Below are 13,260 nucleotides of genomic sequence, written 5' to 3'. Positions count from 1 at the left end.
GCCCGCCGGGAGGAACCCCCGGCGGCCCGTTGCCCGCCGGGAAGAATCAACTACGGGTCTCTCCCCATGGCATGGCCCCTACAGCGCGTCCGGCCCCCGCTCGCCCGTGCGGACCCGCACCACCGTGTCGACCGGCTGCATCCACACCTTGCCGTCGCCGATCCGGTCGGTGCGGGCCGCGCGCACGATCGCGTCGATGACGGGTTCCGCGTCCGGGTCGGCGACGACGACCTCGATCCGGACCTTGGGGACCAGGTCCACCCGGTATTCGGCGCCCCGGTACACCTCGGTGTGCCCGTGCTGCCGCCCGTAGCCGCTGGCTTCGGTGACGGTGAGGCCGTGCACGCCCAGTTCGCGCAGCGCGGTCTTCACCTCGTCGAGGCGGTGCGGTCTGACGACGGCGGTGATGAGCTTCATGGGGCGGAGTTCCTGTCCTTGGAGTGCGGCGTCGGCCGGGCGGCCACGGCCTGCGGAGCGCCATGACCCAGGGCGCCGTGATCGTAGGCGCTCTCCGCGTGCAGTGTCTGGTCCAGGCCCGTGAGCTCCTCGTCCGCGGAGGCCCGCAGGCCCATGAACCGGTCGACGGCCTTGCCGATCCCGTACGTCATGAGGAAGGTGTAGGCCGCCACGGCCAGGACGGCGACGGCCTGCCGGGCGAGCTGGCCGAGTCCGCCCCCGTACAACAGGCCCTCCGTTCCGCCGGTCATCGTGGCCGTCGCGAACAGGCCGATGAGCAGGGTGCCGACGATGCCGCCGACGAAGTGCACGCCCACGACGTCCAGCGAGTCGTCGTATCCGAAGCGGAACTTCCAGGCGACCGCGTACGAGCAGACGACGCCCGCCGTGAGACCGATCGCGGCGCCACCGAGGATGCCCACGGTGCCGCAGGCGGGGGTGATCGCGACGAGCCCGGCGACCGCGCCCGAGGCGGCGCCGAAGGTGGTGGGGTGGCCGTCGCGTTTCTGTTCGACGAAGAGCCAGCCGAGCAGCCCGGTACAGCCGGCGACGAGGGTGTTGAGCACGGAGGCGGCCGCCAGCCCGTTGGCGCCGAGCGCGGAGCCGCCGTTGAAGCCGAGCCATCCGAACCAGAGCAGTCCGGCGCCGAGCATCACCATGGGCAGGTTGTGGGGGCGCATCGCGTCCTTCTTGAACCCGATGCGCGGCCCGACGACGAGCGCGAGCGCCAGTCCGGACGCCCCGGACGCGATCTCCACGACCAGCCCGCCGGCGAAGTCGAGCGCGCCCAGCGAGTCCTTGATCCAGCCGCCGGGGCCCCATACCCAGTGGGCGACGGGGGCGTAGACGAGCAGCGTCCACACCGGTACGAGGACGAGCCAGGCGGCGAACTTCGTACGGTCCGCGATCGCCCCGCTGATCAGCGCCGCGGTGACGATCGCGAAGGTCAGCTGGAACGTGGTGAACAGCAGGGTCGGCACGCTGCCGGTCAGGGTGTCGGGCCCGATGCCGGCCATGCCGGCGTGCCGCAGATCACCGACGATCCCGCCGAACGCGTCGTCGCCGAAGGCGAGCGAGTACCCGGCCAGCAGCCAGACGACAGTGACGAGAGCGATCGAGACGAAGCTCATCATCAGCATGTTGAGTACGTTCTTCGTACGGACCATGCCGCCGTAGAAGAGCGCGAGCCCGGGTGTCATCAGCAGGACGAGTGCGGTGGCGGCGAGCAGCCAGGCGGTGTCACCTGTGTCGATGCCGGCCGCGGCCACGGTCACGGGGGTCACGGGGGAGTCCCTCCTCGGGGCGCGTGCGGTGCGAGCGACTGAGAGCGTGACCGGTGCGCGTTTCGTCGGAGGGACCCAGATGTTTCCGCCACATTTCATTGCGCGGGAGTTGCCGAAATCTCACTGTCACGGTCATCGGGCGGGTCTTCCTGCTCACGCGGCGGGCGCGGGGTGGCTCTGCCGGAACAGGCGCCGCTCGTCGCCACGCGGGCGGACGATGTCACAGCCCCCTGCTTCACTCGCACCATGGACGAATGGGAGACGAAGGCGTTCGGAGACCCGGCGCCGCATCCGGGGCAGCCGCGCGGGCCCTTCGCACCGCCGGTGGCGGAGCCGTCCTGGGTGGACCGGGTCGTCGCCGTCACCGGATGGACGCGCGGGCGGGGTGCCTCCCCGGTCGGCTGGTCGGCGGTGGAGGCCCGGCTCGGGACGGCGTTGCCCGGTGACTACAAGGACCTGGTCGAGCGGTTCGGGTACGGCGACTTCGACGACTATCTCGGCCTCCTGATCCCGGACGGCCCGCCCGGCAGTCTGGACCTCGTCTCGTTCAACGAGTTCTGGGCCCGCGCGGCCGAGGAGGACGGTGGCCAGTGGTGGGAGCCGTACGGCCTCCACCCTTCGCCGGGCGGTCTGTTGCAGTGGGCGAGCACCGAGCAGCGGACCTCGTTCTACTGGCTCACCGAGGGCGCTGACCCCGACCGGTGGCCCATCCTCGTCACGGGAGAGGACTACGCGCACTGGGACCGGTTCGACGGCTCGACAGCGGAGTTCATCCACCGCCTGCTCACGGATCCGCTCCATCCCCGCTCCACCGCGCGCCACTTCGACGAACATTGGTTCACGAGCCACGAGACCGAGACCGAAACCGAGACCGAAAACGGGGACGGGGAGGCGGAGGGCGAACACCTGCCCGGCGCCAGGTGACTGGCCGGAGGTGCCGTCGCGAGGGCCGGGCTTCCTTGATTGTCGCCACCTCCCTGCGGGTTCGTCCGCGATCGGTAACAGAGGCATCCCGCACAGGCTTTCGTATGTCTTCATAGGCGCAGGGGATCGGTGAAGACGACAAAGGGGCGGGCCGGCATGGCAAAGCACAAGGGAACGTCATGGCACGGCCGACTCATCGCGGCGGCGCTCGGAGTGACCGCTCTGGCCGCGGCCACGTCCGTGTGGACCGCGCAGGCGGGCACCGTGGCGGCGGGCCCCCGTACCAGTGTCTCGTCGCCGGAGGCGAAGCCCCAGGACCGGGTGGCCAAGGTGGCGGTGGACATCGCGCACGCCTCCGACCGCGGCCCCAAGGGCGTCAACATCACCATCGACGACGGGCCGGACCCGACCTGGACGCCCCAGGTGCTGCGCCTGCTGAAGGACAGTGGCGTGAAGGCCACGTTCTGCATGGTGGGCACCCAGGCCGAGGCGTACCCGAACCTCGTCAAGGCGGTCGTGGCGGACGGCCACCGGCTCTGCAACCACACGGTCTCGCACGACACCGCCATGGACAAGAAGTCCGAGGCGTACCAGTCGCAGCAGATCCTGGACGCCGAGCGCATGATCACCAAGGCGTCCGGCGGCGTCCGGCCGCAGTACTACCGCGCCCCGGGCGGCGCCTTCACCCCGTACAGCCGGCAGCTCGCCGCTTCCCGGGGCATGCGGCCGCTGGGCTGGAACGTCGACACCAAGGACTTCGAGCACCCCGGCGTGGACGCCATGGTCGCCACGGTCAAGAGCGAGATCTCCAACGGCCCGACCGTCCTCTTCCACGACGCTGGAGGGGACCGCTCCCAGACCCTGGCCGCGCTGCGCGAGGTGCTTCCCTGGCTGAGGCAGCAGGGCTACTCCTTCGGCTTCCCCGTCCGGTGAGCCCCGCCGGCACGGCTGCCCGGACGACCGGACGTGGGCGCGTGCCCGCCCGGGCTCCCGGGCTTCTGGAGACCCGGAGTCCCGGACGATCGACCGACCTGCGTGCTCGCCGGCCCGCCCGCGGCTGTACGCACGTAGGCACCGCCCGCCCGGAGACCCGGGCGGGCGGTGCCGTTGAACGCCTGCCTTACTTCCTCCGCTTCAGGGCGGCCCGGCCGGCGAAGCGGGCCGCGTTCCCCAACTCCTCCTCGATGCGGATCAGTTGGTTGTACTTCGCCGTACGGTCGGAGCGGGAGAGCGAGCCGGTCTTGATCTGGCCGCAGCCGGTCGCCACGGCCAGATCCGCGATCGTGGTGTCCTCCGTCTCGCCCGAGCGGTGCGAGATGACCGCTGTCCAGCCCGCCCGGTGGGCCGTGGCCACCGTGGCCATGGCCTCGGTCAGGGTTCCGATCTGGTTGACCTTGACCAGGACCGAGTTGCCGACGCCGGTGCGGATGCCCTCGCGCAGGAGCGTTTCGTCGGTGCAGAAGACGTCGTCGCCGACGAGCTGGCAGTGGTCGCCCACGCGGTCGGTCAGCTCCCGCCAGCCGTCCAGATCGTTCTCGGCCATGGGGTCCTCGATGGAGACGACCGGGTAGGCGTCGATGAGCCCCGCCAGGTAGTCGGCGTTCTCGGACGGCGTGCGGCGCACGCCCTCGCCCGCGTAGTCGTACACCCCCTCGCGGAAGAACTCCGACGACGCCGGGTCCATCATCAGGGCGATGTCCGCGCCCGGGCGGTAACCCGTGCGCTCGACGGCGGCCATCACGAAGTCGAGTGCCTCCTCGGCGGTACGCAGTGAGGGCGCGAAGCCGCCCTCGTCGCCGACGCCCGTGGAGTGCCCGGCGGCCAGCAGATCGCGGCGCAGGGTGTGGAAGACCTCGCTGCCCATGCGTACGGCTTCGGCGAAGGTGTCGGCGCCCACGGGCGCGATCATGAACTCCTGGAAATCCAGCGGGTTGTCGGCGTGGGCGCCGCCGTTGACGATGTTCATCATCGGCAGCGGCAGAAGGTGGGCGTCGGCACCGCCGAGGTAGCGGTAGAGGGGCAGGCGGTGGGCCGCCGCGGCGGCTTTGGCGGCGGCGAGGGAGACGCCGAGGATCGCGTTGGCGCCCAGCCGGGACTTCGTGGCGGTGCCGTCCAGGGAGATCAGTGCGGCGTCGAGACCCGCTTGGTCGGCCGCGTCCCGGCCGCGTACGGACGCCGCGATCTCCCCGTTGACGTGGGCCACCGCGCGGTCCACGCCCTTGCCGTGCCAGCGCGCGGGGTCCCCGTCGCGCAGTTCCACGGCTTCCCGGGTGCCGGTGGAGGCGCCGGAGGGGACGGCTGCGCGGCCCAGGGAGCCGTCCGTGAGGACGACGTCGACTTCGACGGTGGGGTTGCCCCGGCTGTCGATGACGCGGCGGGCGGTGACGGTCTCGATGGCGGCGTCTGAGGATCCGGCTGCTGCTGCGGACATGGGAGTTCCTTGCCGTTGTCGTGTGCCGTGCCCCGGCTGCGACAACGCTGGCGCTGGGCCCGACCGGAAGAAACAGTACAGCAATGCTGAGCAGTTTTGCTGAACAGCATTGCTGTGCAGATCAGCTGCCCAGCTCGCCCGGCCAGCGGGGTAAAGTGCCCTATGCCCACCTCGGAAGCCGCCACCGTCGCGGCAGAACTGCGCACGGCTATGGGCAAGCTCACCCGACGTGTCACCCACGAGGACCGCATTCCGCTGGGTCAGGTCGCCGTGCTCGGCGCGCTCGACCGCGACGGCGCCATGACCACCAGCGACCTCGCCGCGGACCAGCGCGTACGCCCCCAGTCGATGGCCAGGGCGGTGGGACTGCTCATGGAGCAGAACCTGATCACGCGCCGGGCCCACCCCACGGACGGTCGTAAGTCGCTCGTCGAACTGACGGACGCGGGCCGGGCCGCGCTGGAAGCGGAGCGCGGCCGCAGGGTCGGCTGGCTCGCACGGGCCATCGAGGCCGAGCTCACCGACGAGGAACGTGCCCTGCTGGCACGGAGCGCCGCCCTCCTGGACCGGCTCGCCACCCGCTGAGGCCCGCCCGGCTCTGCCGAGGGCCGGCCCGGCTCGCCACCCGCTGAGGTGCGCCCGGCTCTGGGGCTTCGGCCTGCGCCGGGCACCGGGGCGGACGGCCACACCCCGGCGGCTCTCTGCCGGGATCAGGTCGTCGTCGACGGCGTCTCGGCTGACTGCCTCCCGGCCGGCGGCGTCCCACCGATCACGTCGAAGGCGACCTGTGCCTGGTCCCGGTCCCCGGCCGGTGTCCCGCGTCCGCCGGGCCCCTTCGGTCCCCAAGGTGAACTGTCTTGTTGCGTGACACACGGAAATCTGTGGCGACGAAGGTAGACATTGGGCGGTGCGGTGACTATGGTTTCTCTCGTAGCCGAGATCGAGACAGCCCGGCAGAGATGAACTGCCGGGCATGCGTGACACGTAGGTGCAGTTCGCAGGACGGTGCGGTGGTGGAGTTTCGAAGCCAGGGTGGTTGCAGGACGGCGACGGGACTGACGACCGGACCGGGGGGCCCGCAGTGATCAGGGGACCCCGTAGCAGGACCGCCGGACCAGTCCGGCGGTGCAGTTCGCAGTACAAGCAATATCAGCAGTACCAGCAGAGTGATTTCCAGTGGTTCCTCGGTAAAGGCGTCGGCTGCGGGCGCGCGTGCCGGGAGGTTCGGCAGTGGGGTTCTAAGCCAGAGCAGATGCAGGACGGGCGACGGGGCTGGCTGCCGAAGGGTGGTGCTGTTCGAGGCCACCGGCAGTACGCAGTATCAGCAGTACGCGGTACCAGCAGTACGCAGGTCCCGATCAGGCAAGTAGTTCATCCAGAGGGAAGAAACGGAGGAGTTGACCGCCATCAGGATCGCCCGGGCGGAGTCAGAGAACCCGGGTACCGCAGGACATCGATAGTGAGGTGGTCTCCGGTCAAGCAACCGCGATCCCCGCGACCCCGACTGTGTTCAAGCCGGGTCTGCGGAAACAGAGAGCCGGTGAGTTTTCACAGCCGGCAGATGGTGTAGCAGTTCCTTCGGGGCCCTGGTGCAAACGCACCAGGGCCCCTCCACGCGTTCCATAGAGAGGTGCAAGTGACAGCAGACGACTCGTTCGGCCGTCTCGATGACGACGACTACCCCGCCTACACGATGGGCCGGGCCGCCGAGATGCTCGGCACCACCCAGGGGTTCCTCCGCGCGATCGGTGAAGCCCGCCTGATCACCCCGCTCCGCTCCGCCGGCGGCCACCGCCGCTACTCCCGCTACCAGCTGCGCATCGCCGCCCGCGCCCGGGAACTCGTCGACCAGGGCACACCGATCGAGGCCGCCTGCCGCATCGTCATCCTCGAGGACCAGCTCGAAGAGGCACAGCGCATCAACGCCGAGTACCGCCGAGCCGCCGCATCGGTGGACTCACCACCCGCCGGCTGACGCGGTGCGCACCTGCCGGTTACCAGCGGGTGCGCTCACGCCTCCCGGGATGTGGCGTACCCCAAAGGCACGCCACTCCCGAGTTGACTCCTCGGCCGCCAACGAAGCCGTTCGTGTGAGCGGAGGGCTTCACTCTCCTCGTCGGGCCGCCGCCTCCTGCAGGTACGCGGAGATCATGGCGAGGTCATCCGCGATGTCCAGCACCCCGTTGACGTCGGTTGTCGGGGTGGAGGCGCCGTTCACCCCGGCGAAGAAGGCGTCGAAGCGGCCGTTGCCCTTGTCCAGGTAACCCGCGATCGTGATGGCGCCGACGGCCAGGCGGTTGTTGAGCGCGTCCAGGCCGACGGCGGCGCCGGTCTTCGCGAACACCTTGCCGCGGGCGGGGCAGTGGGTGCAGTTGTCGGCCAGCAGACCGTCGACCCCGAGGATGGGCAGCGCATTCCGGAAGACCGCCGCCTCGCGGGTGTGCTGCCAGTACGACAGCAACTGCACCACAGCCTTGGGCGTGGTCCGGTCGGCGGGGTTTCCACCGCGTCCGTCCAGAAGCTGGACCTGCTTGCGATCGACGCCCGCGCGGTCCAGGAAGCCGGCCAGTACCGGGAAGCCGTCCATGCAGTCCTTGCTGCCGGCCGCGACCGCCATCAGACAGATCGCGAGGTTGCCGCCCAGGTTGTGGCTGACCTTGAAGATGAGCTTGGCGTACTGGGCGAACGGCGGCGAGGTGTACAGAGCCACGCGCGGCCGGCCCGCGTACGAAGCGGGGAGCCGCCCCACCGGGTTGGCCCCGGTCGGCTTCGCCGTCACCTTCACCCCCGCCCGCCCCAGCGCCTCGATCAGCGCGGTGCGCCCGAAGGCCGCCGGGTCGGTGATGGGCGACACCTTCAGCGCCGGTGCGGAGCCGGCCGCGATGGTGCCGGACAGCCGGATCCGGGTGCCGTTGTCGGACGTCGTCACCTCGATGTCCGTCGGCTTCCCCGCCGCCACGGTCCTGACCGTCGACGTGACACGGTACGGGGCGACCTTCGGCCGCCAGTCCAGTCGAGCGGGCGCGCCGGGACGGGCACCGGGCGTGCTCAGCAGGTCGATCAGATTGTCGTTGATCATCAGCGGCGTCGGAACCGGGTCGAAGACCGGCTCGGGCCGGAAGAGCCGGTTGTCGACGATCACGTTTCCGTTGACGCGCGTGATGCCGGAGCTCCGTACCTGCCGCGCGATCTTGTTGATTCCCGCGAGCGGGTTCTCCGGAGTGAGCGTGGCGCCCGGGAAGTCGTTGGCGTACGTGTGGTCGAGGTCGGTGTAGTCGACCGTGCCGTCGGGGCGAGTCCTGCCGCCCATGGTCAGATCGCCCTGGGCGACGAGGTCGAGGTCGCCGTTCAGCGTGCTTCCGCGCCGCTCACCGACCGCGTGGACCGGTGTCTTGAAGCGGTGGCCGCCGCCGAGGGCGTCCCACGCCCCGGAGGTGCCGAAGAGCTTGGCCACCGACCCGGGGATGAAGAACTGTTCGGCGAACCGGCTGTGCACCACCCGCCCGCTGTCCGGGTCCTGCTGGAGCAGGCCCCACTGGGCGTTGGCGTAGTCCGGTTTCCGCATGATCTCCGTGATCCGCGGGTCGAGCCGCGCGGAACCACCGTCACCGGGGGACGAGGCCGCCTGGGCTGCCGCGCCCGAAGTCAGAGTCACGAGCAGCAGGGCACAGCATCCGGCGACCACACGATGCCGAAGGGATCGGGAACTCTCTTCTCGCACCGCGGCACGCACCGTTCGTCTCGACAGTTTCCTGTCCATGGGGTTCATGGGGTCAGGTATGGACCCCGAAGGGCGCGTGATGCGGGCGGCGCGAACGGTTGTCACTCGAACGGCACGGCCCATTCGTCGAGATGCGCGGCTAACGCCCGGTCGGTCACGGGTTCAGTGGGGGTGGGCCCGGGCGGTCTGATCGCGCCCGGCGGCCCGAGCGGCCATGGCTTTCCCTCACAAGGAAGCCCCCCGGCCACGCATCTCCGGGCGGGCCGGCTGGTCAGAGGGGGATGATGCGGACCTGGTTGCCGCGGAGCTTGGTCATGTCGTCGCTGTCGGACGTCAGGAGGGCGACGGTTTCGGCTGGCGGAGAGCGACCTCGGCGACCGTGGCGTCGATGGCGTACGTGTGCCCGCGCAGTCCGGCGGCTTTGAGGAACTCCGCTGCCGCTTTCGCCGCCTGCTCGGTGACCGGCTCCACCTTGACGCGGGACAGGGCCCCGTTCAGGCAGGCATGTTGCTGCGGGAGTGGCTGACTTCCACGAGGGTGTTCGCCCCGATCACGAGGTCGGCTCCCCTGTCGTGGAAGACCTGCAGCATCGCGAGGAGCTTCGGTCCTGCCCGATCCAGGCGGAGAGCCCTTCTGAGTCCGGGACGACGGTCTCGATGCGCTCGCTCACGCGGCGTCCGCGTCCTTGGAGGAGTTGGCGGAACCGAAGATCTTCGCGCGGGCCTCGGTGAGTTCCTCGTCGCTGAACTGTCCGTGCTCTTCCTCATGGCGGCGAAGGCCGTCGCCGAGAAGCTGGTGCCGGATCTGCCGGGCTACGGCTTCGTCGAGGACGTACATTTGTGGGTTCGCTGCGAGGGAGCCCAGTGCTCGTAAGAGCTGATGAGGTGTGTAAGGGGGTGCGCCCTGGTCTTCCCGCTGGTCGCCGTCGCGACGTACTGGGGAGTTGAGTACTGCAAGTACTCAGAGCGTGTTCCAAGTGGGGGCGCTCGGCGCGCTCTGAGTTTGGGATCAACGGTTCTTGGACCGCCGCAGTGGCTCTGACCTGTACGCCTCCCCAGGTTAGGTGAGGTCGGCGAGGTCTCGGGGAGCCGTACGTGACCACGTGGTCCGCCCCGAAGGGCACGGATGAGGCACGTCGCGGTCAGACCGTCAGCCAGGCGACCGCGCTCGGTGACCCGGTTCTCACTCTGCAGGCAGTCTCAGTTCTCCCTCAGGGTGCCCGGAGGGCCCCCGTAGCCCGTTGTCCGGATCGTCGTATCGAGCGGCGAGGGTGGCGAGGCGGTCGCGCAAGGCCGTGCGTAGCGCGGCGGGGGCGAGGACTTGAGCGTCGGTGTCTAGCTGCCATACGGCCCAGACTGCGTGCCGCAGGTCCTCGAAGATCACGTCCAGGCGAACCCAGTCCTCGCCGTCCGGTTCCTCGGCGCGGACAGCCCGAGCGGTGTTCAGTAGTTCTTCTCGCCGCGAGGGCTTGACCCGCACCGCCACAGAGAGGTGGACGTCGGACAGGAACTGTGCGCTGCGCTCGGCCCAGATGCGGTCGAGATCGACCTGCGCCGGACGCTGAGCGGGTTCGGGGAGCTCTTCGGCTGCCAGCATCCGCGACAGTCGGTAGGTGCGGTCCTCCCCCAACTTGGTGGCCAGCAGATAGGTTCGGCCGCGAACGGTGACCATGCCGATCGGGTCGACGGTGTGCCAGCGAGGCTGCCTGTCCGGTGCGGCGTAGTGAAAACGCAGCCTGCGACCCGTGAGCACGGCACCACGGACCTCGCTCATCACGGCGCCCACCACGTCCTCGGCCACGAGTCGGCGGGAGAGCATATCGGTTTCGGGCTCGACGAGGAACCGTTTGGCGGCGTCGTCCAGCGCGGCTCGATGACCCTCGGGCAGCGCGTCGACGACCTTGCGCATCGCGGAGGCGAGCGGGGCGCTGAGACCGAAGACCTTCTGGCCGTGCCTCGATCCGGCGGTGAGCAGGGCGAGGGCCTCGTCATGGTTCAGTCCGGTCAGTTCGGTGCGGAAACCGGGTAGCAGGGAGAAGCCGCCATGCCGACCACGGTCGGCGTACACGGGGACTCCCGCGGTCGACAGCGCCTCGATATCACGCAGCACGGTGCGGGCGGAGACCTCCAGCTCGCCGGCCAGCTCGTCCGCAGTCATCCGGCCCCGCTGCCGCAGCAACAGCACCAGTGAGACCAGCCGATCCGCGCGCATGGTCTCACTCTACAAAAACATGACACAGGGTGTCGTGTTTTCTCGAGAGGCTTGCATCAAGGGCGTTCAGGCGGTGGCTTCCCGGGCCCCGGCGCACGCAGAGACAACGGATGGAGCGGCAATGGAACGAACAGCAGTCAACCCGGTGGCGTGGTCGCATGAGATGGGCTTCAACCAGGGCGAGGTCGTCTCCGGGGAGACCCGGACCCTGTACATCTCGGGACAGACCGCGATGAGCAAGGAGGGACGGCCCGAGCACGACGGGGACATCGCCGCGCAACTCCGGCTCGCGGTGGACAACCTGGAAGCTGTCCTCGCCGAGGCCGGCATGGCGTTGGCGAACCTCGTCCGCCTCAACGTCTACACCACTGACGTGGACGCGCTGTTCCCGCACTACGGCACGCTCGCCGGACGGCTGGGTGCTGCAGGTGTTGCTCCGACGACCACGATGCTGGGGGTCACCCGACTCGCGATACCCGGTCAGATGGTCGAACTCGAAGGAACGGCTGTCGCCTGACCCGGCCTTGCCGCTCCTGTTGCTCGAGCCGCCGCGCCGCGGCGCGAGCGGCAGGCGGAGGACGGCGGGCGCCGAATGGCCGGTGCCCCGGCGATTGCCGTGCCCTCGCCTTCACGCCGAAGGCCCCGGTCATGGACCGGGGCCTTCTTCGAAGAGCGGGTGACGAGAATCGAACTCGCGCTCTGAGCTTGGGAATCACCGTCCGCGTTGCTCGGGATGGGCGTCTGACCTGCAAGGGAACGAGGTTGTGGTGTGTCGACTTCGATATCGGCGATCTGGTGTTGACCGGGGTTGACCGCTCGTTCTGGTGCGCATCTGGTGCGGTCAGATGATGAGGCAGACGCCAATGTCGCACCCCAGGTCCGCCCTTTACCGTGCGGACGATCTCATCGACGGACCATAGCAGTGGCACAGGCCCCCTCGAGAGGGTCTTCCAGCGATGGTTCAGGGTGCCAAGCTACTGAGATGCTGATCCCGCTGGGATGAGGTCCGCAAGCGGAACATCAAATTCCGGAATTACGCGACGCATGTTTGCGTGCGCGATCGCGGTTCCGATCGCTGTATTGATGTATCCGTTCATTTCCAGTTCTCTAATACGTCTGAAGATCGGTGCTAAGCCCGGCCTGCTCTCAGTGATCATCCGCTCGATTTCATGCTCATCCAACACGGTATTTCTGAGGGTTGATAGCGCCAAGTCGGAAATCTCGCGGAGGAATAGGGAATCAATGAGTTTCAGTAGATCGTCCGTCGTAACGGCATCGATTTGGTAGCGATCAGGATCTGGCCCAAATGGGCGCACCAAGCGCGTGCCGATGAGGCGCTCAGAATGCATAATCTCCTTATTTGAAAACCCTCGAGTGAATAGGCCGGGATAGTTCATTCCGGCGTATTTTCCGGGAGGGAGAGATCCGGCTGTAGCGATCGTGCAGCCGAGGCCGGCTAGGTAATCTAGATCGGTAGGGTCAGCGTTCCCTAGGTCCTGGAAAAACGGTCCGATGGAGTCCTCGATATTTCTGGCGAGGGCGCCGATCGAGCGTATTTCACCGAAGGCTAGCTGCTTTAATGCGAAATTACACGTGAGAATCGCGAAGTGATGGGACGATAGATGTTCGGCGATCCCAACAGCGAAGTTGGAAGCCAACTGTGAAGTATTACGCTGTCGACAACTTGCGCGACTGATCAGAAGTTCAATCAAAACTTCACCAAGGTCTGCGTCACCAGTCTTTGCGTACCCTGACTGTGCGGAGAATAGTGCCGATTGCGTGCCTGGTTCCTGGAAGCTTTCCAGAATGTGCGGGGCTCTCTGCTGAAGAGATTCGACAAGATTTAGAGTGAATTCATCGGCCCGTTGCTGCGCTACAGCGTGGGCTTCCCTGCTGAGCGATTGGAAGTTTCTTGAAAAGACCTCCATAGTCGTATCGTGAGAAATTTCCTTTACATCCCTGTATCCCAACCCTATGGTAACGTCTCTCCCGGCTTGAATGTTCGTGTTATTGTCGCGGGATTTTTGTCGTCCAGTACTCCACTTCATGGCGAATTTCCAAACTTGTTATCGTTGCCGATTGTTAGATCGTTTCCGCTCTGTAGGTTTATCGAGTCGTTTCCGCTTCGTTGGATCTGCCTAGGGCTTCCGGTGGACCCGCCGTGCGCGCTTCGGAGTTGGTATATTCCGATGGCGAGGCTCAACAGACCGAAAAATGCACCAATGATACCTCCT

General features: G+C 67.9%; 12 protein-coding genes and 1 pseudogene. 5 read left to right on the top strand and 8 right to left on the bottom strand.

Annotation, left to right across the window (positions count from 1 at the left end):
* Positions 1–78: 78 nt before the first annotated feature.
* Together E6R60_RS12850 and E6R60_RS12845 are read right to left on the bottom strand one after the other, a co-directional pair.
* The gene (locus E6R60_RS12850; protein ID WP_136326628.1) at positions 79–417 is read right to left on the bottom strand and encodes a P-II family nitrogen regulator; all 339 of its coding nucleotides are present in this window, start codon (positions 415–417) and stop codon (positions 79–81) included.
* Complete coding sequence (locus E6R60_RS12845) at positions 414–1,739, bottom strand: ammonium transporter (protein ID WP_136326627.1); 1,326 nt, start codon at positions 1,737–1,739, stop codon at positions 414–416. Before E6R60_RS12845 ends, E6R60_RS12850 begins: the two co-directional genes overlap by 4 nt.
* Before the next feature lie 246 nt (positions 1,740–1,985).
* Between E6R60_RS12845 and E6R60_RS12840 the strand changes: the two genes are divergently transcribed.
* Together E6R60_RS12840 and E6R60_RS12835 are read left to right on the top strand one after the other, a co-directional pair.
* Positions 1,986–2,663 (top strand): SMI1/KNR4 family protein, encoded by a 678-nt coding sequence (locus E6R60_RS12840; protein WP_136326626.1) that lies wholly within the window; start codon positions 1,986–1,988, stop codon positions 2,661–2,663.
* A gap of 156 nt (positions 2,664–2,819) precedes the next feature.
* Positions 2,820–3,596 (top strand): polysaccharide deacetylase family protein, encoded by a 777-nt coding sequence (locus E6R60_RS12835; protein WP_136326625.1) that lies wholly within the window; start codon positions 2,820–2,822, stop codon positions 3,594–3,596.
* A gap of 187 nt (positions 3,597–3,783) precedes the next feature.
* Here the strand turns inward: E6R60_RS12835 and eno are convergent, their stop codons facing one another.
* The gene (gene eno / locus E6R60_RS12830) at positions 3,784–5,094 is read right to left on the bottom strand and encodes a phosphopyruvate hydratase (protein ID WP_136326624.1); all 1,311 of its coding nucleotides are present in this window, start codon (positions 5,092–5,094) and stop codon (positions 3,784–3,786) included.
* A gap of 162 nt (positions 5,095–5,256) precedes the next feature.
* Between eno and E6R60_RS12825 the strand changes: the two genes are divergently transcribed.
* Together E6R60_RS12825 and E6R60_RS12820 are read left to right on the top strand one after the other, a co-directional pair.
* A complete protein-coding gene (locus E6R60_RS12825; RefSeq protein ID WP_136326623.1) occupies positions 5,257–5,679 on the top strand; it encodes a MarR family transcriptional regulator in 423 nt (140 codons plus the stop codon).
* 1,051 nt (positions 5,680–6,730) lie between these two features.
* The gene (locus tag E6R60_RS12820) at positions 6,731–7,069 is read left to right on the top strand and encodes a MerR family transcriptional regulator (protein WP_136326622.1); all 339 of its coding nucleotides are present in this window, start codon (positions 6,731–6,733) and stop codon (positions 7,067–7,069) included.
* A gap of 129 nt (positions 7,070–7,198) precedes the next feature.
* Here E6R60_RS12820 and dacB read toward each other — a convergent pair whose 3' ends face one another.
* The 4 genes and pseudogenes from dacB to E6R60_RS12805 all read right to left on the bottom strand — a co-directional run bounded on the left by dacB (position 7,199) and on the right by E6R60_RS12805 (position 11,026).
* A complete protein-coding gene (dacB, locus tag E6R60_RS12815) occupies positions 7,199–8,749 on the bottom strand; it encodes a D-alanyl-D-alanine carboxypeptidase/D-alanyl-D-alanine-endopeptidase (RefSeq protein ID WP_240802525.1) in 1,551 nt (516 codons plus the stop codon).
* Positions 8,750–9,086: 337 nt separating this feature from the next.
* Positions 9,087–9,485, bottom strand: a pseudogene (locus tag E6R60_RS12810) (DNA-binding protein).
* Positions 9,482–9,652 (bottom strand): hypothetical protein, encoded by a 171-nt coding sequence (locus tag E6R60_RS36670; RefSeq protein WP_168713590.1) that lies wholly within the window; start codon positions 9,650–9,652, stop codon positions 9,482–9,484. The pseudogene E6R60_RS12810 and the gene E6R60_RS36670 overlap by 4 nt, the downstream one beginning before the upstream one ends.
* Before the next feature lie 345 nt (positions 9,653–9,997).
* Positions 9,998–11,026 (bottom strand): WYL domain-containing protein, encoded by a 1,029-nt coding sequence (locus E6R60_RS12805; protein ID WP_136326621.1) that lies wholly within the window; start codon positions 11,024–11,026, stop codon positions 9,998–10,000.
* A gap of 121 nt (positions 11,027–11,147) precedes the next feature.
* Between E6R60_RS12805 and E6R60_RS12800 the strand changes: the two genes are divergently transcribed.
* Positions 11,148–11,543 carry a RidA family protein gene (locus E6R60_RS12800; protein WP_136326620.1) on the top strand — a complete coding sequence of 132 codons (396 nt, stop codon included), beginning with the start codon at positions 11,148–11,150 and terminating at the stop codon, positions 11,541–11,543.
* A 457-nt stretch (positions 11,544–12,000) separates the two neighbouring features.
* Here the strand turns inward: E6R60_RS12800 and E6R60_RS12795 are convergent, their stop codons facing one another.
* Positions 12,001–13,074 (bottom strand): LPO_1073/Vpar_1526 family protein, encoded by a 1,074-nt coding sequence (locus tag E6R60_RS12795; RefSeq protein WP_346766068.1) that lies wholly within the window; start codon positions 13,072–13,074, stop codon positions 12,001–12,003.
* Positions 13,075–13,260: the final 186 nt, after the last annotated feature.

Source organism: Streptomyces sp. A0642 (assembly GCF_004795105.1).
Lineage (GTDB): Bacteria > Actinomycetota > Actinomycetes > Streptomycetales > Streptomycetaceae > Streptomyces.
The sequence above is the reverse complement of the archived record's forward strand: the minus strand, read 5'-3'. Positions and strand labels throughout refer to the sequence as shown.